The organism is Streptomyces sp. GESEQ-4, assembly GCF_017948455.1.
Lineage (GTDB): Bacteria > Actinomycetota > Actinomycetes > Streptomycetales > Streptomycetaceae > Streptomyces.
This window is the reverse complement of sequence record NZ_JAFFSU010000002.1, coordinates 588,091-613,374: the sequence shown is the minus strand read 5'-3', so window position 1 is coordinate 613,374 and position 25,284 is coordinate 588,091. Positions and strand designations below refer to the sequence as shown.

Here is a 25,284-nt window from a genome sequence, read left to right as displayed (position 1 = left end):
GGACAGGAGAGACCACTGTGAGCAACGTACGGGGCGGCACCCGCTCGCGGATCCCGCCCCGACGTATCTCGGCCGATCTTCACTCCTCAGCGCTTCTTGTACGCCGCGGTGACCTCGACCTCCACCAGCCAGCCCTTGACGGCGAGGGAGGCCACCTCCATCGTGGCGCGCGCCGGACGGGCCTTGTTGGCGAGGAGAGGCGGCTTCGGGGCGGAGGTGCCCATGGGCACCGGCACCACCTGATGTGTGGTCAGATCGATGTTGGCGAAATACTGCCGGTAAGCGCGGTTCCAGCCCGCGTAATCGGCGGTCTCGGTGCCGGGCGCCTTCATCAGATAGGCCTTCATCGTGATGACGTCGGCCGGAGTGAGCCCCGCGGTCGCCAGGTTGGTCTTGATGTTGCGCAGCACGACGAGCGCCTGTGCCTCGGTGACCGTGACCCCTTCGGCGCCCTCGGTGAGGGACGGGTCGGTGTAGTACTCCGGGGTGCCTTGCGGCGCCGAGGGGTTGAGCGCGGAGGGCCCGAGACCGCTGCTCTGGTACACGGCCACCTCCCCGCCCGTCGCCACGCCGTTCGCGATGGCCGGGTTGGACTGGCCCTCGGGCAGCATGACGCGCACCTCCTTCGCGCCGGGCCACCAGCCCCGGGCGTCGGCGAGCGCGGTGCCGCCCGTGAGGAGCGACGCGGTCAGGGCCGTACCGATGACTGCCTTCGTACGCCGCTTCATGCGGCCATCACCCTCTCGTGGATGTCGGTCACGACCTTGCGGGCCGAGGTGAACGCGCCGTGCTGCCAGGCGATGACGTGGCTGAGCCAGTCGCCGGCGAAGTACACGTGTCCTGCGGGCCGGTTGAGCAGCCGGTACTCGGGTCCGTTCTGCGAGGGCCAGCCCACCCAGCCGGCCTCGATGTGCGGGGTGCGGTGCCAGGCCACGCTGAAAGAGCGGTCGAGTTCGGTGCGGTACTTCTCGCCATGGATCTTCACACCCCGGCTCACCGCCCGCGCGACGCGCTCCTTGTGCGGCAGGGCGCTGTACGCAAGGGCGTTCGCGCCGAAGTTGTAGTAGCCGATGAGGGTGCCGCGGCGGCCGAAGTGGCCGTGGGACGGGTACCAGATGGTGGCCAGGTCCGTGTCGGTGGGCGTGATCCCTCCGTAGATGTGCTCGTCGGTCTCCCACCAGCGGCTGCGGTACTCCAGGCCCACCTTGCCGACCGGTGTCGGGACCGGGTACTTCAGCGCGGCCGTGACATCCGCGCCGAGGTTGTGCTTGATGCGGGCCATGACCATGGGCGGTACGGCGGCCACCACGAAGTCGGCGTGGCGGGTGCGGGTACGGCCCTGCGCGTCCTTGTAGGTGACGTCCGCGCCGCCCGCCAGGTTCTTCACCTCCAGCACCTCGGCGCCGTACGTGATCCGGTCCCGGCCGATCGCCTCGGCGAGGGCGTGCGGGATGGCGTCCATGCCGCCCACGGGCTGGAACATGAGCATGGCCTGGTCATAGCCGAACTCGAAGGAGAAGCGCTGCCCGACACCGCTTGCGATGACGTCGGACAGTGAGGGCACCGACCCCAGGACTGTGCCCTCCTCGAACGCGGCCCCCGGCTCGACGGAGTAGCCGCGCCGGTCGCTGCCGGTGTAGGCGTAGCCGTCCGTCTTGCCCTTGATGGCGCCGAAGTTCTGCAGGAAGGCGATCAGCCCCTCCTTGTCGGCGGCGGTGAGCTGTGCGTCCAGGGCGCCCTGGTCGGTGGCCTTGGCGAGGAGTTCGGAGACGTAGCCGAAGACGTCGGCCTTCGCGGTACGCCAGCGCATCGGCTGTCCGGCGAGCGCGGCGCTGTTCTCGTGGTAGATGTACGCGTTGGCGTTCTGGTTGGTGAACACCTCGACGGGGACGCCGAGTTCCCTGCAGTACTCGAGCGTGACGTGCGACTGGGGCAGCCGGGCGGGCCCGGCGTTCATGTACTGGCCCTTGGAGAACGACGCGGTCTGCTTGCGCCCGTCCAGATCGGTCAGCGAAGTGCCGCCGCGGACCGTCCAGTTGCGGCCGCCCGGCCGGTCCTTGGCCTCCAGGATCCGGCAGTCGTAGCCGGCCTTGCCGAGTTCGTAGGCGGTGGCCAGGCCGGCGATGCCGCCGCCGAGTATCAAGACCTTCCTCGCACTCCGCCCGCTGAGCGCGAAGTCGCTCCTGCCCGGCGCCCGGTAGTCCGCGGCCCGTACGTCCGGCACTGGCGCGAGGCCCAGTGCTCCCATCGCCGAGTAGAGCACTCCCGCGCCGCCCGCCATCCCGACGGAACGCAGCAAGTCCCGCCGAGATGCCGTGGATCTCTCCGCAGCAGCCATCCACTCCTCCTCACCCGCGCCCGTGTGCCCGGGCGCGACATCCGATCAACCCGGCCCGTGGGGGGTGAGCTACTGATGGGACCGGAGGTGCGAGATGAGCGTCCGTCAGGAGTGTTACGGGGCAATACCGATGACGTATCTGTGGCATGAGCATGTGATTGGGGCGGGCGCGATCGGGAGCCGGCCACTGCCTTAACCTTTGGCGGGTGAACGCACCAGGGGACATGGTCGACGGACGCTTCGAACTGCTCGGGCGGCTGGGCAGCGGCGGGATGGGCACGGTATGGCGGGCCCGGGACACCGTGCTGCACCGCGAGGTCGCCCTCAAGGCCGTACGCCCTGACGCCGAGGACTCCCCCGTCGTACGCGAGCGGGTCATGCGCGAGGCACGGGCACTGGCGCGGCTCAACAGCCCGCACGTGGTGACGGTCCATCAGATCATCGAGGCGGACCCCCACCCGTGGATCGTGATGGAGTTGATTCCGGGCATCTCGCTCCAACAGCGGCTGGCCGAGGGTCCGTTGGGCCCGGTGGAGGCGGCGCGTATCGGCCGTCAGGTGCTCTCCGGACTGCGCACCGCGCACACGGCCGGCATCCGGCACCGGGACGTCAAACCCGCGAACATCCTGCTCTCCCCCGACGGCACCGCCGTGCTCACCGACTTCGGCATCGCCGCCCTCCAGGGGGCGACCGCGCTGACGGTCACGGGCGAATTCGTCGGCTCACCCGAGTACATCGCTCCCGAATGCCTCCGCGGGCGCGACAACGACCCGGCGTCCGACCTGTGGTCCCTCGGGCTGGTCCTGTACGTGTGCGTGGAGGGCGTGAGTCCACTGCGCCGCACGAGCACGCTCGGCACGCTGGCCGCGGTGCTCGAGGACCCGGTGCCCCCGCCCGTGCGCTCCGGCCCGCTCGCGCCTGTGCTCCAGTCCCTCCTGGTACGCGACCCGGCGGCACGGCCCCGCGCCGAGCACCTGGACGCGATGCTGGCGCAGGTCGAGTCCGGCACCGCACCGCACTGGACGCAGCCGACGCTCACCGCCCCACCGACACCGACGCCTGCCTCAACCCCACATCCGCCCGCTCCTGTGGTGACGCCCGCACAGCAGAACACCACGCGCCCCGTGCCGTCGGGCCGCCGCCGCACGCCGGTCCTCGTCGCGGTGGCCGCCGTCGTGGCCGCCGGAGCGGCGGTGGCTGTCACCCTCTTCCTGCCCGGCTCCGGCTCCGGCGACGAGGAGAAGAAGGCGGGCGCGGAGCGCGGCCCCACCGCGAGCACGCCCTCCGCTCCGGAAGCCCGCACCACGCCGAGCCCTGCTCCGACGCCCGAAGGGACACCTTCAGCCGCGCCGCCCGGGTCCGCGTCGCCCGACACACCGGCCGGCAGCGGCAGCTGGGTCGCCCAGCTGCACTCCGAACCGCTCTCCTCGGGCACCGCGGCCCGCGATCAACGCCTCGCCGTGATCCGCGAGTCGGTGCCGGAGGCCGTCTACGTGCGCAGTGACGACTTCGCCTCTCTGCGCCCGGGCTACTGGGTGTTCTACGCCCCGGGCCCGTTCGACGACGGCCGCGCGGCACTGTCCTTCTGCGCCGAGCGCGGGCGGACGACGCCGAGCACCTGCATGGGCCGCTACCTGAGCACCAGCCCGTCCGACTTCGCCCTCCAGTGCCGCCCACCGGCGACAAGCCCTACGGGCCGCTGCACCCGCGCCTCCGGCTGACGGGCCGCGATATCGACTCCCCCGGCATGCAACCTCCCGGCGATCCGGACCCTCATACCAGGGCAGAGGGCGAGCGCATGGAGAGGAGTGTTCGTTGGACGGTATCGAGGCTTCCGCCATGGGCGCCGACGTGTCCGAGGACGGGCCGGATCGGCAGGGGGTGTCGCGCCGGGGGTTCATGGTCTATTCGCTCGCCGCGTCCACGCTGACCGTCGCGGCTCCCCTCGGCTGCGACGCGCCGCGGGCCGAAGGTGCGGAGCAAGAGGCTCAGGGCGCGCGCGGGGCTTCCGATGTCGTCGTGCGCGGCACCGACGAGGAGATGCTCGTCCTGGAGGTCACCGAGGCGAACAAGGTGGTCGTACGGCTGCCTCGGGTCGAGGTCGGCCAGGGCATCACGACCGCGGTCGCCATGATGATCGCCGAGGAACTGGACGCCCGGCTGATGGATGTGCGCATCCCGCTCGCCGACGCCCGCAGCCGGGGCAACCAGTACACGGGCGGTTCGAACTCGGTCAGTTCGCTGTACGGCCCCGCGCGCAACCTGGCCGCCACCGCACGGGCCCGGCTGGTGACCGCGGCCGCCCGCCGCTGGGGCCTTCCGGCCCGCACCCTGCGTACGTGGAACACCATGGTCGTCGCACCGGACGGACGTACCGCCACGTACGGCTCCCTGACCGCGAGCGCGGCCGGAATCCGTCGGCCGGCGGTCTCCAGCAAGCCGAAACCGGCGTCCAGGCACCGAGTGATCGGGCGGCCGGCGACCCGGATCGACGCGCGGGACATCGTCACGGGCAAGGCGGAGTACACCGGGGATCTGTCGGTCGCCGGAGCGAAGCCGACCGTGGTGGCCCGCCCGCCGACGCTCGGCGGCAAGGTCGTCTCGGTGGACTCGCGGGCGGCGCGGGCGATGCCGGGGGTCCTGAAGGTCGTCAAGGTCGACACCGGTGTCGCCGTCGTGGCGGACTCCTTCCATCACGCCTTCAAGGCCAGGGACGCCCTGCGCATCACCTGGGCTCCCGGTCCGCTGGCCCGGCTGTCCGACGCCGCGATCCGCGCCCGGCTGCGGGCCGCCGTCCCCGCGATCGGGGCGCCGCCGCGGGGATCGACGCAGGTGACGGGTGAGTTCGAGTTCGCCTTCGTCGGCCATGCGCCGATGGAGGTACTGACCACGGTGGCCGATGTACGGGCCGATCGCGCCGAGCTCTGGTTCTCCTCCCAGACCCCCATGGACGCACGGGACAGCATCGCCTCCGCCGTCGGACTTCCCGCGTCGAAGGTCAAGGTCCATGTCGTGCGCGGCGGCGGCTCGTTCGGGCGGCGGCTCAACTACGACTTCGCGATCGAGGCGGCCCTGATCTCGAAGGCCGCCCGCCGGCCGGTGAAGCTGATGTGGAGCCGCGCCGACGACCTGCGGCACGGCAGGATGCGCCCGGCCTCCCACCACCGGATCCGCGCCAGCCACGCACGGGGCCGGGTGGTGGCCTTCGCCCATGCGACCGCCTCGGTGAGCGAGTCGTACGACGGACTCTCCGCGCAGGGCGCCGCGGCCCCGCTCCCCAGCGACAGCGGCCTCTACAACTTCGGGCGCGTTTCAGGGGATTCGGGCTCGGTGGAGCTGGCGATGCCGCTGGGCGCCTGGCGCTCGGTGGACTCCGGGACGACACGGACCGCGGAGGAGATCGTCGTCGACGAGATCGCCCGGAGCCTGGGCAAGGATCCGGTCGCCTTCCGTCGTACGACACTCAGGAGCAAGTCCGTCAGAGCCGTACTGGACAAGGTCGCCGCCGCCGGGAACTGGGGCCGGTCCCTGCCGGACGGCCGGGCGCAGGGGGTGGCCGTGCACGAGGAGTACGGCTCCTGCGTGGCCTGTCTGGTCGAGATCGACGCCACCGATCCGAAGCGGCCCCGGGTGACCAAGGTCGTCATGGCGGCAGACGTCGGCACGGCCGTCAACCCGCGCGGTCTCGAGGCCCAGCTCATGGGCACCGCGATCGACGGCATCTCCACCGTGCTGCGGGCCGGACTGCACATCGACCGGGGCGCCGTCCGCGAGGGCAGCTTCGCCGACTTCCATTACGCACGCCAGCGGGACGCCCCACTCCACTTCGAGGCGCACATCCTGCCCTCCCGCCGGGAGCCCGGCGGAGCCGGCGAGCTCGGTGTCCCCGCCGCGGCCGGCGCCGTCGCCAACGCCTACGCCCGCGCGACCGGGACCCGGCCCCGCCGCTTCCCGATCAACTTCTGAGAAGGTGCCGATGCCGTCCTACTCCTTCGTCCTCAACGGCAAGCCGGTCACCGTCGAGGCACCGGCCGACATGCCGCTGCTGTGGGTGCTGCGCGATCTGCTGGACGTGACCGGCCCCAAGTACGGCTGTGGGGTGGGCGTCTGCCGTGCCTGCACCAGCCATCTCGACGGCGCGGAGATCCAGCCCTGCGTCGTCCCCGTGGCCGACTGCGCGCAGCGTGAGGTCACCACCATCGAGGGCCTGGCGGACGGCGACCGGCTGCACCCCGTCCAGCAGGCCTGGCTCGACATGGACGTGGCGCAGTGCGGCTTCTGCCAGCCTGGCCAGATCATGACCGCGGCCGCCCTGCTCAAGCGGACGACCGATCCGAGCGACGCGGACATCGACCGGATCGAGAACGTCTGCCGCTGCGGCACCTACTCCCGGATCCGCGAAGCGATCAAGAAGGCTGCCACCGAGGGCTGACCGCGGCCGGCGCCCTGCTCAGGCGCACCGGTTGGCGTGCTTGATGTCGAGCACGAAGCGCTCCGGGGAGTGCAGCTTGGAGGTCTTGTAGACGGGCTTGGAGTTGAAGGCGGCTCCGAAGCTGACCACGGCTTCGAAGTCACCGGTCAGGGCGAGTCCCTTGAGCTTGGGCAGATAGATCTTCAGCAGCTTGGGCCCGCGGTAGACCGACTGGCCCGCCTCGTTGTGGGCTGCCGCGGGAGAGAGCTTGATCTCGAGGAAGTACTTCCCGGCGAGCGGGACCTTCTTCCCTGAGCCGTCGTAGCGGAGTTCCTTCACCGGCTTCACGGTGACCGGGGGCATGGTGCCCCGGACGTCGATGACCACCCGGTCGTAGGTGCAGTGCCCGCCCCATCGTGCGTTGACGACGAGTGCGATGGGTGGTGCCTGGGCCGCCGAGGCCGAGGCGGGAATCGTGGTGCCGGCGGCGGTGAGCAGGACGCCCACGGCTAGGGCGGTACCTCTTGGACGGTTGAACATGACGCCCCCCGATCTTTCTCTTAAGGGGACAAAACAGGATTCTCATCAGTGGTGACACCCGAGTGGGGCCCAGGGTTGTGCCGCTCCCCTCACTGAGTGGGCTGTGCGGACGTCAGCACGCCTATCTTGTCGACGCGGTGTTCCGGGTTGCCCTTGGCGTCCCGCCAGTAGTTCCCGGCAGCGTTGTCCTCGGGTGTCAGGCAGGTCGAGACGGTGATCACGGCCTGGGTGGGGCGCTCACCGGGGCGGCCCGGCACGGCTGCCCGCTGTTCCGCCAGCGAGCGCGCCGAGCGGAAGGAGGTTTCCCGCGTGTCGGTGATCTCGTACTCGTAACGCGTTCCGGCCGATACGACGGAGACCCGCTCCCCTTCGTCAAGGCTCGGGAGCAGGCGCAGTGGGCCGCCGGCGGAGAGGCGGTGGGCCGTGACGAGGTAGTTGCCGATCTCGCCGGGGCCGACCCCGCCCTGCTTGCCGTACGGGCTGGCGGCGAAGCCGCGGTTCTGGATGCGGGTGCCCGGCCAGTCGTCCGTCGTGCCCTCGTACGGGACGACGCGCAGGTTCTTGACGCCGATGGCCTCGATGGTCAGCCACGCGTGCTGACGCCGGTCACCGGGCTTGGGGGCGGCGGGCCGGTCCGACGGGGACGGCGATGAGGGCTGGGCCGACTTCGTCGCGGGCGGCGTCGTCTCCCTGGCTCGCGTGGACTCGCCGGTCGTGCCCCCGCCGCCGGAGCAGCCGAGGATCACGGCGATGCCGACGCCGGTCAGGAAGGCGGGACGAACTCGGGAACGGGCCATGGCACCCGGAAAACGAACGAGGGCCGCCCAGTCGTTCCCGCCGCGCGCTCAGACCCGCAACGTCGCCCACACCGCGTTGCCGCCGGTGAGTGCGGACCGATCGACTCCCCAGGTCTCGGCCAGCTGATCCACCAGGAACAGTCCGCGGCCTCCCTCGTCGTCGGGGCCGGGCGTGCACGGGGGCAGACCCTGGCGGGCGTGGTTGCGGTCGTGCACCTCGACACGGAGGCACCCGTCCTCAATGAGCCCGACGCCGCACAGGAAGCGGGTGCTGAGGGTGTGCCGTACGGCATTGGTGGCCAGCTCGGACAGGAGCAGGACGGCGTCCGCGCACAGCTCGCCCGGCAACTGCCACGCGGTCAGCCGCTCACTCATCGAGCGTCGGGCCACTGAGACGCTGGAACGGTGCGCCGGGAGTTCGAGCCAGTGGGTCCGGTCCGGGCCGACGGCGTCCAAGGACTGGGGGGAGGAGGTCGTGTGGGGGGACACGGGTTCGCCTTCCGTGGGGGGCGGGCGCCGCGAGGAGCGGAGGAAGGTCGCCGTGGGTACCGGCGCGTACCAACTCCCGTGGGGAGCATGGGAGATCGGTGATGAAGCGCCTCACGGGTGGCGAGACGATTCACACAAGTAACTATGCTCGCACCCTAGTTCAAGCTGCAACCGGCTCCCTGATAATTTCAGTCAGCCGGTATCGGTCTGGCCGCATCATCAAGTCACTGTCAGACTCGGACTGGTGACAGTCCCTCAGGAGGTAGGGCGTGAGCGAAGGCCGTTCGGGCGCGAGCACCACGGGTGCCCCCACCGTTCTCCGCATGATCCTCGGCCGACGACTGCAAGAGCGCCGGCTGGGGGCCGGCGCGTCGCTGGAGGACGCCGCGAAGGCCCTGCGCGTGACGCCGCTGACCATCAGGAGGCTGGAGAAGGCCGAGGTCGCTCTCAAGCCGCTCTACGTGGAGAAGCTGCTCGAGACCTACGGGGCCGACCGGCAGGAGATCGACGAGTTCGTCGTCCTCGCCGAGCGTGCCAACGAGCCCGGCTGGTGGCATGCGTACCGCGATGTGCTGCCCAACTGGTTCAGCGCCTACGTGAGCCTGGAGACCGGCGCCAAGACCCTGCGCACCTATGAGCCGCACTACGTCACGGGGCTGCTGCAGACCGGCCGCTACGCGCGCGAAGTGCTGAGCGGGGGTTTCCCGGGCGCCGGCGACGAGGACCTGCGGCGCAGAGTGGACCTGCGGTTACGTCGCCAGGGCCTGCTGGAGAGACCCGACGCGCCCACGCTGTGGGTGGTCATGGAGGAAGCCGTACTGCACCGGGTGGTCGGCGGCCCCGAGGTCATGCGGGAGCAGATCGAACGGCTCCTGGAGGTCTCGGAACTGGAGCACGTCAGCGTCGATGTCGTGCCCTTCACCGCCGGTGCCCATGTCGGGGTGTGCGCCCCGTACACGTATTTCCGGTTCGAGGAACCGGAACTGCCCGACATCGTCTACACGGAGATCCTGTCCGGTGCCATGTACCTGGACCAGCGCTCCGATGTCGCGGCGCATCTCGAGGCGCACAACCGCATGTCCCTGCTCACGTCCGACGCGGACAGCAGGGCACTCCTGAACCGCATGCGCAAGGAGTACTCATGACGACCGTCGATGGTCGCGTCTACAACGGAATGCCCGCCTCGGACCTCGGCGAGCAGGGCTGGGAGTCTCCGTGGAGCGGCCCCAACGGGGGCCAGTGCGTGCAGACGAAGCAGCTCGCCGACGGCCGCGTGGCCCTGCGGCAGTCGACCGATCCCGCCGGTCCCGCCCTGATCTACACCCCGGCCGAGATCGCCGCGTTCGTCGCGGGAGTCAAGCGCGGCCTCGCCGACCATCTGGCCGCCGGCTGAACCCTCTCACCAGCGGGAAGGACCCGAGCCGCCCCCGGCCACGACCTGCCCGGCACCCCCACGCACCACACCGAAAGGGACAGGATGAACACCCCCCACGCCGCCCGGGACATCGACACCAGCAGGCCCCACTCTGCCCGGATGTACGACTACTACCTCGGCGGCAAGGACCACTTCGAGGTGGACAAGAAGGCGGCCGAGACCGTCGCGGCGGCCTACCCCGGCATCTTCGTCTGCGCCCGCGAGAACCGCGCCTTCATGCACCGCGCCACCCGCGTCCTCGCCCAGGAGCACGGCATCCGCCAGTGGCTGGACATCGGCACCGGCATCCCCACCGAGCCGAACCTGCACCAGGTGGCCCAGGCCGCGGTCCCCGAGGCGCGGGTGGTGTACGCCGACAACGATCCCCTCGTCCTCAAGTACGCCGAGCGCCTGATGCGCAGCACGCCCCAGGGCCGTACCACGTACATCGAGGCCGACGTCAACAACCCGGACGCGCTGCTGAGCGCCCCCGAGCTGGCCGAAGTCCTCGATCTGGACCGGCCCGTGGCCCTGTCGCTCAACGCCCTGATGCACTTCGTCACGGACGCCCAGGACCCGTACGGCATCGTGAACCGTCTGCTGGCCGCTCTCCCCTCGGGCAGCGCGCTGGCCCTGAGTCACTGCACCCCCGACTTCGATCCGGACACCTGGCAGAAGGTCACCGACATCTACACGAACGCCGGCACGCCGGTGCGGTTCCGCACCCAGAAGGACGTCGCCCGCTTCTTCGACGGCCTGGACCTGCTGGAACCCGGCATCACGGTCGGCCACCGCTGGCGCCCGGACGACGAGCCGAGCGCCTCGGACGCCGAGGTCAGCCTGTGGACCGGGGTGGGCATCAAGCCGTGACCGTGCGGCGGGCGGCACCGCTGTGGTGGATTCTGTAGCCGATGCCGATCGTGGGTGCCCTTGCCGTCCTGGCCGTCGCGAACCTGCTCAACAACTGGCTCGCGCGGAACCCCGTCATGTACGTGATCACCTGCGTGACCGCCACGGCCGTCCTGCTGATGATCGCCCGCTGGGACGGTCTCACCCCGGCCGAGCTGGGACTGGACAAGGCGGGGATCCGCCGGGGACTGCGCTGGGCCCCTGTCCTCGCCTCAGTCGTGCTCCTCGTCCTGCTGGTCGTCCTGGCCGTTCCGGCGGGCCGGGAGGCATTCCGGGACGCCCGGGCGGCCGACCTGTCCGTGGGACGGCTGCTGTGGGGGGTGCTGGTACGGGTGCCGTTCGGCACCGTGCTGCTGGAGGAGGCCGCGTTCCGTGGCGTGCTGTGGGCCATGATCCGGCGCCGCCACGGCACGGCGTGGGCCACGACCGTGTCATCGGTGCTGTTCGGGCTCTGGCACGTGATGCCCTCCCGCGGCCTCAACCGTTCCAATGCCGCTGTCGGCGCCGCCTTCGGGGAGGGCTCGGCGGCCGTGGCGGCGACCGTCGCCGCGGCCGTCGTCGTCACCGCTGTCGCGGGGGTCGTCCTGTGCGAGCTGCGCCGCCGCTCGGGCAGCCTGCTGGTGCCCATGGCCCTGCACTGGTCGGTCAACGGTTTCGGCTACGCGCTGGCCTGGGCGGCGGCGCGGTGGTGGCTCGACAGCTGACAGCCCCGCCCTCGGTGGATTCCTGAGGGCGGGGCTGGTCGGGGGGCGTCGGCCTCGGACGGGTCACCGGGTCCGGCGGGCGAGGCGCCGCGCGAGCAGGGGGATGATCACGGCGGCGGCCACGATGTGCGACACGGCCAGCACGATCTGGGTGGAGGTGGCCGTGTGCGGCGCGGCGGCGGGGCCGGCCAGGGACAGCGCGGTGAGCACCACCGTGACCACCACGAACGTACGGGCCGGCCGCTTGGCCCAGCGGGCGAGGGCCACGGCCAGGACGATCCCGGCGATCGCCCAGAACACCACGCCCCCGGCGAAGCCGCCCACCGGGATCGCCGCGGCCTCCTTCTCGCCGGGACTGGCAGCCTCCATCGGGACACCCGCCGCCCGGCAGACGAGGCCGAACACCTCGGTCACGACGGCGCCCGCGAGGGTCGCCAGGACACCCACCAGCCACACGGGGCGTGTGCCGGCGATGCGGGTCGGGGACGGGGACTGGGCGAGGGTCTGGGCCTGGGACGCGGTCACGCTCATGGGATGTTCTCCTGTTCGGGCTCGGTGTGCCTTTCATGGAGTTAGACCGCGCTGCCCCGCAGAACTAAGCGGTCACCGGGGCAAGTTCTGCGAAGTGCGTACGTAGTCGAAGCGTGCGGTGGCTCCTGCCGTGTTCAGGGAGACCAGGCCGATTCCGAGCGGCTGCTCGTCGGGCAGCGTCCACAGGCTTGGTCTCCACGGTGAAGTCGCCGGGCGGTGCGGGCCGGGTGAGCACGGAGGCGGTGTTGGTGCCGAGGTGGAGCTCGGCGTTCTGGGTCGGCCAGGACAGCACCCCGTCGCCCGTCGCGGTGCCGGCGGCCGGGCCGCGGACCCAGGTCCAGTCGGGCGAGAGGGACGAACCGTCGAACTCGTCGCTGTAGGCGGGCAGTTGGCGTCCCGGGAGCGGGTCGGGCACGCGCGGTGACGGGCGTGTGGAGGCGGGCGGCGCCCACGTTGTCGGCCTGCGCAGCCGTACCGCGGGCGGCGACGCCGACCTTGCCGGCCCGTGCCGCCACCGCGGGCAGCGTGCGCGTCTGTGTGGCCACGGCAGCAGGTCGGCCTCGGCGCAGGGCCGCGGGAGCGGTGCGGTCCGACACCAGGTGGGCGGGGGTACCGTCAGCGGGGGGTGACGAAACCGCCCACGTCCTGTTCGGAGGTGATCAGAGGGCGTAGCGGACGAGCCACTCGTCCTCGTTGTACGCGTCCCGCGCCGGATCCGGCGCCGTGGCCGGGTGCTCCTCGACCGTGTCCTCCAACCGAACCCGCTCCGGCAGCGCGCCGAACCGCGCCCTGCGCGCTGTCTCGGCAGCGTCCACGTTCGTCTCTTCCTGGATCATCCGGTCCTCCCCGTTTCGAGCTTCACCCGTTCAACTCCTGGCGATACGGCGATGTTCCCCAGGGATGCGCCCGCTTCCTCGACACGGCGGCCTTGAGGAGGCGACGGAAGGTGGGGCATTCCATGTGGCTCGGCGCGGGGCAGGCGGCGGCGTGCCGCAGGGAGTCGCGCAGGACAGCCAGTTCACGGATCTTCCGGTCCAGCTCGTCCGCCTTGGCGGCGAGCATCTCGCGGTCGATGCGCGGCTGCCCGTCCGGGGCGAGCATGTGCGCGATCTCGTCGAGCGAGAACCCCGCGGTGCGCCCCATCGCGATCAGCGCCAGGCGCTCCAGTACGCCGGGATCGTACTGGCGGCGCAGGCCCCGTCTGCCGACCGAGGCGATCAGCCCCTTCTCCTCGTAGAAGCGCAGCGTCGAGGCGGGGACCCCGGCGCGCTGCGCCACCTCGGCGATGTCCAGGTCTGTCACCCCTTGACTTCAAGTGGACTTGAAGTAGAACGCTGTCATCCCGGTCCGACGAAGGCAAGCAGAGGAGACGATCATGGACGTCACGCGCAGGACCGACGAACAGGCGGCGCGTTGGAGCGGATCCTCCGGCCACGCCTGGGTCGAGGCACAGGCGGTGCTGGACGAGCTGCTCAGGCCCTATGAGAATCTGCTCGTCGACGCGGTGTCCGCCGAGCGCGGCGGCCGTGTGCTCGATGTCGGCTGCGGCACCGGCAGCACCACGCTGGCCGTCGCACGACGCCTCGGCCCGGAAGGCCACTGCGTCGGCATCGACATCTCGGAACCGATGATCACCGCCGCCCGGGCACGCGTCGAGCGCGAGGGCACACGGGCCTCCTTCATCCACGCCGACGCACAGGAGCACCCGTTCGAACCGGCCATCTTCGACACCGTTGTCTCGCGCTTCGGCGTCATGTTCTTCAGCGACTCCGTCCGCGCCTTCGCGAATCTCCGGCGTGCCGTCCGGGACGGGGGCGAGCTCCGGTGCATCGCGTGGCGCGGCCCCGCAGAGAACCCGTTCATGACGACCGCCGAATGCGCCGCGGCACCGTTCCTGCCGAACCTCCCCGCCCGCCTGCCGGACCAGCCGGGACAGTTCGCCTTCGCGGACCGTGACCGGGTCCACCGCATCCTGGAGGAGAGCGGGTGGACCGGCATCGACATCCGGCCGATCGACGTGGAATGCGTCCTGCCGGAGAGCGAACTGGTCCCCTACTTCACCCGCCTCGGTCCCGTCGGCCAGGTTCTGCCCGAGGTGGACGAGCAGACCCGCGCCCAGGTCGTCGAGACGGTGCGCGCCGCCTTCGACCCCTTTGTGCACGGCACGGAAGTCCGCTTCACCGGGGCCTGTTGGTTCGTCGGCGCCCAAGCCTGATGTCGGGGCCGGTCACCGCGAAAAGTTTCGTGTATCCACCAACCCTTTTCGGGACCCGGGCGGTTGACGCATAGTGATGGCGCTGTTCTACGGGCCCGACGAAGGAACCAGATGACGCGGAAGAACGCCCTGATCGTCCGAGGCGGATGGGAGGGGCACGAGCCGGTCAAGGCCACGGAGCTGTTCCTGCCCTTCCTGGAAGGCAGTGGATACGACGTCCGGATCGAGGAATCGACCGACGTGTACGCCGACACCGCCGTGATGGCCGGCACCGATCTCGTCGTGCAGTGCATCACGATGTCGGAGATCACCGCCGAGCAGCTGGCGGGACTGCGCGCGGCGGTCGAGGCCGGCACCGGATTCACCGGCTGGCACGGCGGCATCGCCGACTCGTTCCGTGCCTCCTCCGACTATCTCCACCTGGTGGGAGGGCAGTTCGCGACGCACCCGGGCAAAGAGCCCTGCGAACGCAAGGGAGTTCAGGAGGACAACTACCTTCCCCACACCGTCACCCTCACGGAACTCGGCCGGGAACACCCCGTCACGGCCGGCATCGAGGACTTCGACCTCTGCACCGAGCAGTACTGGGTGCTCCACGACGACCTCATCGACGTACTGGCCACCACCACCCATCCCACCCGGCCGTGGCAGCCCTGGGACCGCCCGGTCACCTCGCCCGCGGTCTGGACCCGCCGCTGGGGCGCCGGGCGGATCGTGGTGACGACACCGGGGCACAGCCTCGACGTGCTGGAGAACCCGAACGTCCGCACCGTCATCGAGAGGGGCATGCTGTGGGCGACGCGCACCGCATCGGCGTCATAGGGCTCGGCGTCATCTCCCGCGCGTACCTGGACACACTCGCCGGCCATCCCGCCGTGCGCCTCACCGCGGTCGCCGACCTCGACGCCTCCCGGTCGGCCGCGGTCGCCGCCGAACAGCCCGGCGTGGAGGCGCTGACCGTCGAGGAGTTGCTGAGCAGCCCGGACGTGGACACGGTGCTGAACCTCACCGTTCCCGCCGCGCACGCCGAGATAGCCCTCGGCGCCATCGGACGCGGGAAGAACGTCTACGGGGAGAAGCCCCTGGCCGCCGAGTTCGCCGACGCGCACGCCGTGCTGGAGGCCGCCGCGAAGGCCGGTGTCGGTGTGGGGTGCGCCCCGGACACCGTCCTGGGCACCGGCATCCAGACGGCGCGGGCGGCGGTCGAGGCGGGGACCATCGGACGCCCCCTGTCCGCCTCGGCGGTCATGGTCACACCGGGGCACGAACGCTGGCATCCGCACCCCGACTTCTACTACACCGCCGGGGGTGGCCCGCTGCTGGACATGGGCCCGTACTACCTGGCGTCCCTGGTCCACCTGCTGGGTCCGGTGCGTGCCGTGATAGGTGCGGCCGGCCGGCTGCGCGCCGAGCGCGTGATCGGTTCCGGTCCGCGCGCGGGCGAGCGGATCCCCGTCGAGGTCGACACCCATGTCTCCGGTGTCCTCGAGCACGCGAGCGGCGCCCTGACGACGCTCACGACGAGCTTCGACGGCGTGGCCACCACCGCCGCGCCGATCGAGGTCCACGGCGAGACGGGGACCCTCACGGTCCCGGATCCGAACCACTTCGACGGCGAGGTGCGGCTCCACGAACTCGGCGGCACCCAGTGGCACCCGCTCCCGCCGTCCGCGGGCTACGCCGCCGGCGCACGCGGCATCGGTCTGCTCGACTTCATCGCCGCCGACGGCCAGCGGGCGCCCCGCGCGAACGGCGATCTCGCCCTGCACGTGCTGGAGACGATGAGTGCCCTGCTCCGCTCGTCCGCCGAGGGGCGGCGCATCGAGCTGACGACATCCGTGGAGCCACCCGTCCTGGTTCCGCTGACGGCCGCCGACGAGTGGCGGAGAGCCCCGGCTGGGTGAGACCGTCAGTCCACGGGCCACGTGTGCGCGGGCGCGTTCAGGTGCATGTAGTCCATGTACGTCGTCGTCATCTGCCGCAGCGCTTCCCCCCGGTCCGAGGCGAGGCCCTTCTGCAGGTGGTGCACCGTCTCCGCCTGCCACAGGGCGCCGTTGCGGGCGGTGACGCAGCGCTGCTCGATGATGCCCAGCATGGGTTCGCGCCACGTCGCGTCCATGCCGGCCAGCTCCAGGCCGCGATGGGCGAGAGGCAGCAGGCGCCGCAACACCAGTTCCGTGACCGGCACTTCGCCCATCCCGGGCCAGTACAGACGGGCGTCGATGCCGTCACGGGCCGCGGTGTGGAGGTTCTCCTCGGCGACCGTGAACGACATCCGCGTCCAGACCGGCCGGTCCTCGTCGACCAGGGCGCGCGTCATGCCGTAGTAGAAGGCGCCGTTGGCGATGACGTCGGCCACGGTGGGACCGGCGGGCAGGACCCGGTTCTCGATGCGCAGATGCGGGCCGCTGTCGGTGACGGCGTAGACGGGGCGGTTCCAGCGGTAGATCGTGCCGTTGTGCAGCGTCAGTTCGCCCAGTTGCGGCACGTCGCCCGTGTCGAGTGCCTCCTGCGGGTCCTCGTCGTCGCACAGCGGCAGCAGCGCCGGGTAGTAGCGCACGTTCTCCTCGAAGAGGTCGAAGACGCTGGTGATCCATCGTTCTCCGAACCACACCCGCGGTCGTACTCCCTGGGCCTTGATCTCCTGTGGGCGGGTGTCGGTGGCCTGCTCGAACAGGGGGATACGGGACTCGCGCCACAGTTCCCGGCCGAAGAGGAAGGGCGAGTTCGCCGCCAGGGCGATCTGCACGCCCGCGATGGCCTGGGCCGCGTTCCAGTAGTCCGCGAACTCCTTCGGGTCGACCTGGAGGTGGAACTGGGTGCTGGTGCAGGCCGCCTCGGGGGTGATGACGTCGGCGTACATCGACAGGCGCTCCACGCCGTCCACTCTGATCCGCAGATCCTCGCCCCGTGCCGCGAAGATCTGCTCGTTGAGCAGCCGGTACCGGGGATCCCCGGAGAGGGCGGCCTCGCCCACGTCCGACTCCCCCAGCGTGGGCAGAATGCCGATCATGATCAGGTGCGCGCCCACCGCCGAGGCGCGTTCCTCGGCGTGGTTGAGCGCGTCGCGGATCGCCTGTTCCCAGGCGCCGGGGCCGCCGGCCGTCAGTCGCCGGGGCGGGATGTTGATCTCCAGGTTGAAGCGGCCCAGCTCGCTCGCCCAGGCGGGATCGGCGATCGCCTGGAGCACCTCCGTGTTGCGCATCGCCGGCCGCCCGTCGCCGTCCACCAGGTTGAGCTCTATCTCCAGCCCGACCTGGGGGCGCTCGCTCTCGAAGGCCGACTCGCGCAGCATCTGCGCCAGCACATCGAGGCAGGTGTGCATCTTCTCCCGGTATTGACGCCGGTCCTCCCGCGTGAACACAAGGGCCGGCACATCACGTCCCATCGTGCCCTCCCGAGTTCCCTCGGCGGATACCTGTGCTCCCAGCGTCGCACCTGAGACGCAACCCGGACAGTCAGCGCACAGCCGCAGTCGACGCGGATGCCGTACTTCACCTCATTGGTCACAGAGCGTGCTCACCCGCAGCGCACACGGTGAGCTTGCCCGAACCCCGGCCCCGTCGACCGGCGCCGAGGTTCGTTTGCGCACCACCGTGAGGTCAGGAGTGGGTGACCTTGATGTCGGAGATGCGGACCTCACCGTAGTTCTTGCTGGAGCACGGAGCGGAGTTGTCGCAGTTGGCCTGCGTGTAGGCGCCGGCCTTGAAGTAGTTGGTGTCGCCGTCGTGGGAGATCGTGGTCTCCAGCTCGCCGTTGTAGTACACGTCGATCTCCCCGTTCTGCGCCACGAACTTGGCCTCGAACTCCGTGCCCAGTTCATAGTCGTCGGTGACGAGGTGGTGGCGGCTGTCGTCGCCGTCGGTGATGTAGAGCTTCTTGCCGTCGAGACGGAAGACCGTGACGTCGTCGTCCCCGCCGTGCACCTGCGCGCCGACCACCTGGGGTTTCTCCTTGGGCAGTGCCATGAACGCCTCGTCGACCACGAGCGTGTGGGTGCCCTCCGTCGTGGACCACTCGGCCTCGTCCTCGCCGCCGTCGGTCATCTCCCGCAGTTCGGCGCGCGGATAACTGGAGCCCCCGGTCGTCACGCCGTTGACCGCGGCCCGAAACCGGACAGCGTCGCACTTGCCGCTGACCCGGAACCACGGGGACGCGGAGAATCCTTTCAGCTGGGGCTGGGTGATCTCGGTGGGGTCCTCGTCCTCGCCGGTGGGCAGGGTCAGCTTCCAGTCGGACAGGTCGAGGACGTCGGACGGGGCTTTGCACCGGTCGGCGGCCCGCTCCTGCGCGGCCGCCGGAGCGGCGGGCTGCGCGGACAGCGTGAGCGCGGCGGTCGACAAGGCCGTGATGACGCCCGCCAGCACGCTGGTCGGAGTGCTTGGCATGGAGGGTTTCCTCCCTCTCTCGGATGCTCGGTTCTGGCCGTCCCGTACCGTATGTGTCGTCGTCGGGACCGGTCCCGAAGCGCCTCCGCTTCACTGTTGACCATGGCCGAAAGCCCCGGCCACCCCACCTCCCTCCCCCTCGTCGGCTCTACCCTTGCGTGCGACTGATGAAGGCTCTGGGTAGACACTGCGTACGGCCCGTCCGGCGCAGTAGGTTCGATCTATGCGCACGGCCACGGTCGTATGCGTTCTGGACTCGAACGAGGGGGAAGATCCGTGCGTTCCGGGGACGAGTTTGCCGGCCGCTATGTGCTGAGGGAGGTCATCGGCGCGGGGCGGAGCGGCGATGTGTGGCTGGCCCATGACTCGGTGGTGGGGCAGGACGTCGCGCTGAAACCGGAGCGGGTCGACGAGGACCGTGAGACCGCGGTCCGGCATCTGCTGGGCGAGCCGCGCGCGATGGGCAAGTTCCGCGACCATCCGCACGTGGTGACCCTGTTCGACGTCGTGAAGGTCCCGGCGGACGGCGGGGGTTCGGACACCTACTGGTTCGTCATGGAGTACGTTCCCGGCGGCGGCCTGGACCGACTGCCCCCGGTCTCTCCGGTGCGGGTGGCCCGTATGGGTGCCCAACTCGCCGACGCGCTCGCCGCGTTACACGAAGAAGGCATCGTCCACTGCGACGTCAAACCCGCCAACATCGGTCTCAGCCGCCGTGGTGCGGCGAAGCTGCTGGACTTCGGTGCCGCGTACCGGGTCGGCGGCACCGACACCATCACGGCCAACGGGCCCTTCAGCTTCACTCCGGACTTCGCCGCCCCCGAGCTGGCGCGGGGCAATGTGCCTCGGCCCGCCTCGGATGTGTTCTGCCTGGCCACCACCCTGTACGCGCTGGTCACCGGTTCGCCCCCACGCGGCGGCCAGACCGAGCAGGATGGTGACCGCTGGGAGGGCGCGGACTCGGAGGACACCGACCGCCTGCGGTACTGGAAGGCCGAGCAGGGCGTCGTCGAGATGGACGCCGACGCCGTGGGACCGCTGTACCCCGTGCTCACCGCCATGCTGCAGCGCGACCCCCGGCAGCGCCCCGACGCCGTCGAGGTCAAGCGGCTCCTGGAGGCCGTCGCCGGACCGGAGTCGGACACCACGCAGGACACCGCCCGGCTCCCGCACCGGCGCCGCCGGGCGCTCGCCGCCGCTCTCGGCCTCAGTGCCGCGCTGGCCCTGGCGCTCGTCGCCCTCCCCGACGACGGGGACGGCGGGGCCGCCGCCGACGGGGCCGGCCCGAGCAAGGTGGCGCAAGAGGCCGCGAACGCCAAAGCGTCGGCCCTGATCGGCGATCCGCACACCGCCGACGTGTGCGCCCTGGCCGACACGGACTCCCTCGACCCGTTCGGCACCGCCGAAATCGACGTGGACTACGGGAACTTCGACCGCTGCGACATGCTCGTGACCGTCGACTCCAAGACCCGGATCGATGTGTCGATCCAACTGCGCCGGGGCTCGCCGCCCGAGACGTCGAAACCCTCCAGCACCATCGGCAGGATCGGCATCCGGGAGGAGGAGGCTGAGAGCGACGAGTGCAAGCTGCTGCTGACGGCCGGCGGCGACACCGAGGACACCCTCGTCGGGATCCGCGTCAACATGGGCGACGGGTCCGTGAACGGCGGCAACGCGACGCTGTGCACGGTCGCCACCAAGACCGCTCAGAGCGTCGCGAACGTCCTCAACGAGGGTCCGGTCGCCCGCCGTGACCCCGGCTACAAGCGGACGTCGCTGGCGTGGATGAACGCCTGCGAACTGCTCGACGCCAAGGCGCTGTCCGTCGTTCCCGGCCTCAAGGTCGACGTACCGGTCGTCGGTGTCGCGGACTGGAGCTGCGAGTGGTCGAGCGATGTCGACGACCTGGACGCGGAGATCGCCTTCTTCCGTGACCAGCCGAGGTCCGCTGCGGACGGCGGCGACGAGGTCACGCTCAGCGGATACCGCACGGTCGTCGAGCCGGACGACGACGGCGACAGTTGTTCCGCCTTCGTCGAGTACCGCCAGTACAGCGGCCAGGACGCCGAGACGGCGGCCGAGATGGTGCGCCTGGACGTCGGCGGCGAGCGCTCCACGGACCAGCTCTGCCAGATGGCCACCCGGCTCGCCGGCTCCGCCGCCGGCGCTCTCCCCGCGCGATGACACGGAGGGCGGGGCTCAGTGCGGGCAGTCCGGCCAGGTCGCCTCGTCCTCCATCAGGTCCAGGTCCGGCGGGACGAGGGTGGTTGACTCGACCAGCCCCTTGAGCAGGTTGTGCAGCAGGCCGTTGTCCGCGGGGCGGCCCTGCGCCTTGTCGTGCATCAGCGGGTATTTGAAGCCGGTGCGGTCCAGGCGGCGGCGTACGGCCTCGACGCGGTACTCGATCTTGCGGTCGTTCCAGCGCGCGTCCGGACGCAGATACGCGAGCTGTTTGGCCGCCATCGCGTAGGTCAGGGGGCGCGGATCCTCCTCGTAGAGCAGATACCTCTGGCCGAGCACGACCAGAAGCAGCCGTTCGTCGTCGTCGAGCGCCCAGGTCTCCGGCCGCGCGGTCTCGGCGCGGCGCCGCGACACCGGCCCCTGGTCGTCGTGGCTCGCCACATACAGCTCGACCAGGTGCTCGCGGTAGCCGGAGCCCTTCACGAACAGGGGCGTGTAGCCGGTGGCGAGCGGGATCGGCTCGGTGGTGAGGTGCATCATCCGGCCGCGGGGCAGCCGGACGAGCTGCTGTCCGATGTTGCGCAGCCACCAGTACCCCTGGCGGTACGTCAGCTCGCCGTGCCGGCGGCTCACCCGCAGGTCGTCCACGCCGACGCCCAGGTCCACGTCCGGCTTCTCGCCGCGGCCGAAGGAGATCGTCAGGCCCGGCCGGGGCGGGGCGCTGAGGTCGCCGGTGACCGAGCGCACATGCAGCGTGCCGGGCTGGGTGGGCGCGACTCCGCGCGCGAGGCTGGCGGAGAGGGTCATCGCGGTGCTCCTTGGATCGGGGGTGTTCTCGACACGCGTACGGGCGCTGTTACAGGATCCGGCATCACCTCCGGGACCCCTCCCCAAACTGCCCCCGTATAAAGGGAGCGTGCAAGGACGACGGTTCCGGGGAGGGAGCGGAACCGTCGTCCACCAGCGCGCATGCGTGGGCGACGGCACGGGTCAGTACGCCGGTTTCACCGCTCCGCCGGGGAGTTTCTTGCCGTCCTCCCGCGCGACAGTGCACAGCACATGGCGGAACCCGGCCTCCCACTCCTCGTCCGTCGAGTACCAGCCCCACATCTCGTGTCCCTCCCCGCGCGCCCAGTTGACGCCGTACTTCTCCTGGCACAGGTCTCCCTTGTCGACGCTGTCCGCCGAGCCGTCGCCCGAGGCCCAGGTCCAGCCGACGACCTGCTCATGGTGCGGCTCGTCGCAGTTCACCAGGGTGTCGGTGACCGAACCGTCGTCGTCCTCCTTGGAGTTGATGCAGTCCCCCGGGCCCAGCTGGGTGACGTACACCTGGTCGCCGAACTTGCGGAAGTGGCCGAGCGGGCCGCCGATCGTGGCGTTCTTGAGGAAGAGCAGACAGGCCGCGGCAGGCGGCTCGCTCTGCCCGCTCTCGGGCGTGAGGACGTACAGCACCGGATCGGCCATGGTGCCGCGCAGCTCCGCGGTGCGCCGGGTGCACTCGCCCCGTACGTCCTCGGTGCTGTCCGCCGCGACCGTGGTGATGACCTGTCCCTCGGGGTCGTCGTCGTAGCAGTCGACGAGCTTGAGGCCGGGCCGTCCCCGGTATTCCTCGCCCTTCTTCCAGTCGGCGTCCACGCACCGGCCCGGCGTGAGCTCCTCGCGCAGCCGCACCTGCTTGCCGTACGGGTATGCGCCACGGGTGACCGACGGGGAGGGAGTCGCGGCGACCTTCGCCTCGACGTCGGGCTTCTTCACGGGGTCCCCGGTGTCGCGGAACGTGGTGGCGCCGAGCGCGAACCCTCCGGCGCCGACCAGCACGGCGGCGAGCGCCAGCACCACGGTGGTGCGCCCCGCCGGCTTGCGGGAGGCAGGGGTGCGGGGCTCCTGAGTCTCGCTCGCGGACGGCTCGGGCGGCGGCACGCTCCCCGTCCCCGTCCCCGTCCCCGTCGCTGCCGCTTCGGCTTCGGCGAGCAGTTCGGCCGCTTCCGCGACCGGCATACGGTCCGCCGGGTCCTTCGCCAGCAGGCCCATGATCACGCGGCTGAGCGGATCGCTGGCCCGCTGCGGCACGGAGGGTTCCGAGTTCAGCGCGGCGAGAAGGGTGGCGTCGAGGGTGTCCCGCTCGAACGGGGCGGTGCCCTCGACGGCGGCGTAGAGCGTGACGCCGAGCGAGAACAGGTCGGACGCGGCGGTCGCCTCACCGCCGGACAGCCGCTCCGGCGCCACATAGCCCGGCGTGCCCACGACCATGCCGCTCTGGGTGATCCGGGTCTCGCGCAGCCGCAGCGAGATGCCGTAGTCCGTGAGCAGGACCCGGCGGTCGGCGACGCCCGAATGGTCCGGCGCCAAAAGGATGTTGGAGGGCTTCACATCACGGTGGATGATGCCGAGCCGATGTCCGGCGGAGAGCGCGTCGAGCGCGGCGGCTCCGATCCGGGCCACCTCGTCGCTCGGCAGCGGGGAGCGCTCCGTCAGTACGGCGCTCAGGTCGCGCGTCCCCGGCAGGTACTCCATCACGATCCACGGCCGGTCGTCGGCCTCCACGACGTCGTACACCGTGATCACGTTCGGGTGCTCGCGCAACTGCGCCGCCTTCAGGGCCTCCTTGCGGCCCCTGCCGGCGGGGTCGCCGAGGCCGGCCTCCGCGGTCTGCGGTACGTCGATCTCCTTGACCGCGACCTGCACCCGCAGTTCCTGGTCCTCGGCCAGCCACACGCTTCCGCCACCGCCGGAACCTAGCCGCTGCCGCAGCCGGTACCGCCCGGCGATGACCTGCTCCCGCTCCCCTGCCACCAGCGTCTCTCCCCTCGGCCGTGCGCGCGCCACCTCACAGAGCGCCCCGCCATGCTCACCCCGTCCGCCCGGGAGCCCTCCCGAAATACGGCACGAACCACGGCCGATGACGGAGCGTCAGGTCCTGTGCGCCCCTCACCTATTGATCAAGGAGCGGAACGCGGCCCGCACATCGGACGTCGACTCGCTGACGTACCTGGCCGACGACGGGCCCGGGTCGGTATCCCCGCTGGTGTAGTACGTGATGACCGCGGGACAACTGCTGCCGCTGATCTGGATCTTGCGGTTGGCGACGAGCTTGCCGGTGCGCAGCTCGTAGACCTTCACCGGGAGCGCGATCTTGTAGAAGGTCACATAGGTGGTCTTCCCGGAGGACCGGGCCTGGTACGGGCAGGTCTCAACGGAACTGCCGAAGGTCTCCTCGCCCATACAGACCACCAGGACGGCGTCGGTGGGGTCCTTGGCTTTCCAGGAGCCGGGAAGTTTCGCCGCGTAGTCCTCGCTGTACTCGTCGTGACCGTAGTAGAGGGCGCGGTTGGCGCCCTTGCTCAGGGGCTTGGCGCCGCTGTACTTCGCCGGGTTGGAGCAGTACTCGGGCTGTGAGTCGTCGCCTCCCGCGAGGAGACTGCGGACGTTGTCCAGCTCGATGCTCAGCGTGGCCTTCCTGGCTCCCTTCCGGGCCCTGCTCGCGAGCCCGTCGTCCGGGTACTCGTCCAGCAGCCGCTCGTACTGCGCGCGGGCCTGCCTCCAGTCCTCGGTGCCCATCAGATCGTCGCCGCATTCGACGAGCGCGGCGGGCGCGGTCCGCCGGGCCGTCTCGGCGGACCGGTCGAGTATGTCGTTGCTGCTCTCGCGGTCGCGGAGCCAGTAGGTGAGGGTGACGGTGTCGCAGGGGTCCTCTGCGGGCAGGGCGCGCAGGAAGCCGTTGAGGGTCGCCTCGACCGTCTTCTCGTTACCGGGTTCGGCGAGGACGGAGGCGAGCGTCTTGAAGCCCCGCTCCAGTGCGTCGGTGTCACCGGTCAGCGAGGAGGCGAGCTGCGCCCGGGCCGTGTCCAGCCGACGGCAGTCCTCAACGACCTCGTCGCCACGGGCGGACAGCGGGGCGTCGGCAATCCGGTGCCCGAACCACACCCTGTCCTGGGCGGCCGACACCTCTGCGCAGTCACCGCTCTCGCGAGCCTCGGTGACACTGTCGCCGATCCTCGACGCGTCGTACCGCAGCAGTCCCGCCGCCAGCAGCACCGGCAGCGTCACCGCGAGCGCAACCAGCCGCTGACCGCGCACCGAACCGCCCTGGCCGGCGCTTTTGCGCGCCAGGAACCAGCCGTGGACGGTGACGGCCACCCACCACACCAGCGCCACGATCTCGTACGACGTCCGGGCGGTCGACGCGACCAACGAGACGACCACGACGGTGCCGGCGACGGAGAACACGGCGAAGCCCCACCGCCGCAGCATCAGATAGCCGACGCCGAGCAGCGAGGCGTTGCCGATCGCGACGGCCAGCGGATCGCGCGCCCTGGCTCCGTACGGCTCGGGTTCCCGCACGAGGTAGGTCGGTTCATCCATGCTGA

The 25,284-nt window shown here is 70.8% G+C and carries 25 protein-coding genes; 11 read left to right on the top strand and 14 right to left on the bottom strand.

Annotated features, from left to right (window positions below):
• Positions 1-86: 86 nt before the first annotated feature.
• Together KCH48_RS08015 and KCH48_RS08010 are read right to left on the bottom strand one after the other, a co-directional pair.
• Entirely contained in the window at positions 87-728 is a 642-nt protein-coding gene (locus KCH48_RS08015) for a Rid family hydrolase (protein WP_210571435.1), read from the bottom strand.
• On the bottom strand, positions 725-2,338 hold the full coding sequence (locus KCH48_RS08010) for an FAD-dependent oxidoreductase (protein ID WP_210571434.1): 1,614 nt from the start codon (positions 2,336-2,338) through the stop codon (positions 725-727). Before KCH48_RS08010 ends, KCH48_RS08015 begins: the two co-directional genes overlap by 4 nt.
• Positions 2,339-2,544: 206 nt before the next feature.
• Between KCH48_RS08010 and KCH48_RS08005 the strand changes: the two genes are divergently transcribed.
• The 3 genes from KCH48_RS08005 to KCH48_RS07995 all read left to right on the top strand — a co-directional run bounded on the left by KCH48_RS08005 (position 2,545) and on the right by KCH48_RS07995 (position 6,770).
• A complete protein-coding gene (locus KCH48_RS08005; RefSeq protein ID WP_307840833.1) occupies positions 2,545-4,059 on the top strand; it encodes a protein kinase in 1,515 nt (504 codons plus the stop codon).
• A 178-nt stretch (positions 4,060-4,237) separates the two neighbouring features.
• Positions 4,238-6,304, top strand: a complete 2,067-nt coding sequence (locus KCH48_RS08000) for a molybdopterin cofactor-binding domain-containing protein (protein ID WP_210571508.1) — start codon at positions 4,238-4,240, stop codon at positions 6,302-6,304.
• Positions 6,305-6,314: 10 nt separating this feature from the next.
• Complete coding sequence (locus KCH48_RS07995; RefSeq protein WP_210571433.1) at positions 6,315-6,770, top strand: (2Fe-2S)-binding protein; 456 nt, start codon at positions 6,315-6,317, stop codon at positions 6,768-6,770.
• A gap of 18 nt (positions 6,771-6,788) precedes the next feature.
• Here KCH48_RS07995 and KCH48_RS07990 read toward each other — a convergent pair whose 3' ends face one another.
• The 3 genes from KCH48_RS07990 to KCH48_RS07980 form a co-directional block, all read right to left on the bottom strand.
• The gene (locus tag KCH48_RS07990) at positions 6,789-7,289 is read right to left on the bottom strand and encodes a hypothetical protein (protein ID WP_210571432.1); all 501 of its coding nucleotides are present in this window, start codon (positions 7,287-7,289) and stop codon (positions 6,789-6,791) included.
• An 89-nt stretch (positions 7,290-7,378) separates the two neighbouring features.
• Positions 7,379-8,086 (bottom strand): class E sortase, encoded by a 708-nt coding sequence (locus tag KCH48_RS07985; protein ID WP_210571431.1) that lies wholly within the window; start codon positions 8,084-8,086, stop codon positions 7,379-7,381.
• Positions 8,087-8,134: 48 nt separating this feature from the next.
• Positions 8,135-8,575 (bottom strand): ATP-binding protein, encoded by a 441-nt coding sequence (locus KCH48_RS07980; protein ID WP_210571430.1) that lies wholly within the window; start codon positions 8,573-8,575, stop codon positions 8,135-8,137.
• Positions 8,576-8,844: 269 nt separating this feature from the next.
• Here KCH48_RS07980 and KCH48_RS07975 point away from each other — a divergent pair, with 269 nt between their 5' ends.
• The 4 genes from KCH48_RS07975 (at position 8,845) to KCH48_RS42870 (ending at position 11,602) form a co-directional block, all read left to right on the top strand.
• Positions 8,845-9,720, top strand: coding sequence for a helix-turn-helix transcriptional regulator (locus KCH48_RS07975; RefSeq protein ID WP_210571429.1), 876 nt, complete (start codon positions 8,845-8,847; stop codon positions 9,718-9,720).
• Positions 9,717-9,968, top strand: coding sequence for a DUF397 domain-containing protein (locus KCH48_RS07970; protein WP_210571428.1), 252 nt, complete (start codon positions 9,717-9,719; stop codon positions 9,966-9,968). Before KCH48_RS07975 ends, KCH48_RS07970 begins: the two co-directional genes overlap by 4 nt.
• An 84-nt stretch (positions 9,969-10,052) precedes the next feature.
• Positions 10,053-10,859, top strand: coding sequence for an SAM-dependent methyltransferase (locus tag KCH48_RS07965; RefSeq protein WP_210571427.1), 807 nt, complete (start codon positions 10,053-10,055; stop codon positions 10,857-10,859).
• A 41-nt stretch (positions 10,860-10,900) separates the two neighbouring features.
• Positions 10,901-11,602 (top strand): CPBP family intramembrane glutamic endopeptidase, encoded by a 702-nt coding sequence (locus KCH48_RS42870; RefSeq protein ID WP_210571426.1) that lies wholly within the window; start codon positions 10,901-10,903, stop codon positions 11,600-11,602.
• Positions 11,603-11,665: 63 nt separating this feature from the next.
• Here KCH48_RS42870 and KCH48_RS07955 read toward each other — a convergent pair whose 3' ends face one another.
• The 4 genes from KCH48_RS07955 to KCH48_RS07940 all read right to left on the bottom strand — a co-directional run bounded on the left by KCH48_RS07955 (position 11,666) and on the right by KCH48_RS07940 (position 13,435).
• Complete coding sequence (locus KCH48_RS07955; protein ID WP_210571425.1) at positions 11,666-12,133, bottom strand: DUF6069 family protein; 468 nt, start codon at positions 12,131-12,133, stop codon at positions 11,666-11,668.
• A gap of 64 nt (positions 12,134-12,197) precedes the next feature.
• Entirely contained in the window at positions 12,198-12,548 is a 351-nt protein-coding gene (locus KCH48_RS07950; protein ID WP_210571424.1) for a hypothetical protein, read from the bottom strand.
• 244 nt (positions 12,549-12,792) lie between these two features.
• On the bottom strand, positions 12,793-12,969 hold the full coding sequence (locus KCH48_RS07945) for a hypothetical protein (RefSeq protein WP_210571423.1): 177 nt from the start codon (positions 12,967-12,969) through the stop codon (positions 12,793-12,795).
• A 22-nt stretch (positions 12,970-12,991) separates the two neighbouring features.
• Positions 12,992-13,435 carry a helix-turn-helix domain-containing protein gene (locus KCH48_RS07940; RefSeq protein ID WP_210571422.1) on the bottom strand — a complete coding sequence of 148 codons (444 nt, stop codon included), beginning with the start codon at positions 13,433-13,435 and terminating at the stop codon, positions 12,992-12,994.
• 73 nt (positions 13,436-13,508) lie between these two features.
• Here KCH48_RS07940 and KCH48_RS07935 point away from each other — a divergent pair, with 73 nt between their 5' ends.
• From KCH48_RS07935 to KCH48_RS07925, 3 genes are all read left to right on the top strand, one after another.
• Positions 13,509-14,348, top strand: coding sequence for a class I SAM-dependent methyltransferase (locus KCH48_RS07935; protein WP_210571421.1), 840 nt, complete (start codon positions 13,509-13,511; stop codon positions 14,346-14,348).
• 111 nt (positions 14,349-14,459) lie between these two features.
• Positions 14,460-15,170, top strand: coding sequence for a ThuA domain-containing protein (locus tag KCH48_RS07930; RefSeq protein ID WP_210571420.1), 711 nt, complete (start codon positions 14,460-14,462; stop codon positions 15,168-15,170).
• Complete coding sequence (locus KCH48_RS07925; protein WP_210571419.1) at positions 15,140-16,252, top strand: Gfo/Idh/MocA family protein; 1,113 nt, start codon at positions 15,140-15,142, stop codon at positions 16,250-16,252. The genes KCH48_RS07930 and KCH48_RS07925 overlap by 31 nt, the downstream gene beginning before the upstream one ends.
• A 5-nt stretch (positions 16,253-16,257) precedes the next feature.
• Here KCH48_RS07925 and KCH48_RS07920 read toward each other — a convergent pair whose 3' ends face one another.
• Together KCH48_RS07920 and KCH48_RS07915 are read right to left on the bottom strand one after the other, a co-directional pair.
• Positions 16,258-17,736 (bottom strand): glutamate-cysteine ligase family protein, encoded by a 1,479-nt coding sequence (locus KCH48_RS07920; protein WP_210571418.1) that lies wholly within the window; start codon positions 17,734-17,736, stop codon positions 16,258-16,260.
• Positions 17,737-17,950: 214 nt separating this feature from the next.
• Positions 17,951-18,736, bottom strand: a complete 786-nt coding sequence (locus tag KCH48_RS07915) for a polysaccharide lyase family 7 protein (RefSeq protein ID WP_210571417.1) — start codon at positions 18,734-18,736, stop codon at positions 17,951-17,953.
• Positions 18,737-19,012: 276 nt separating this feature from the next.
• Between KCH48_RS07915 and KCH48_RS07910 the strand changes: the two genes are divergently transcribed.
• Positions 19,013-20,920: a serine/threonine-protein kinase gene (locus KCH48_RS07910; protein ID WP_210571416.1), complete on the top strand. Its 1,908-nt coding sequence runs from the start codon at positions 19,013-19,015 to the stop codon at positions 20,918-20,920.
• Between the two features lie 15 nt (positions 20,921-20,935).
• Here KCH48_RS07910 and KCH48_RS07905 read toward each other — a convergent pair whose 3' ends face one another.
• The 3 genes from KCH48_RS07905 to KCH48_RS07895 form a co-directional block, all read right to left on the bottom strand.
• Positions 20,936-21,724 carry an FHA domain-containing protein gene (locus tag KCH48_RS07905; RefSeq protein WP_210571415.1) on the bottom strand — a complete coding sequence of 263 codons (789 nt, stop codon included), beginning with the start codon at positions 21,722-21,724 and terminating at the stop codon, positions 20,936-20,938.
• Positions 21,725-21,907: 183 nt separating this feature from the next.
• Complete coding sequence (locus KCH48_RS07900; RefSeq protein WP_210571414.1) at positions 21,908-23,710, bottom strand: serine/threonine-protein kinase; 1,803 nt, start codon at positions 23,708-23,710, stop codon at positions 21,908-21,910.
• Between the two features lie 135 nt (positions 23,711-23,845).
• Positions 23,846-25,279 carry a tol-pal system YbgF family protein gene (locus tag KCH48_RS07895; RefSeq protein ID WP_210571413.1) on the bottom strand — a complete coding sequence of 478 codons (1,434 nt, stop codon included), beginning with the start codon at positions 25,277-25,279 and terminating at the stop codon, positions 23,846-23,848.
• Positions 25,280-25,284: the final 5 nt, after the last annotated feature.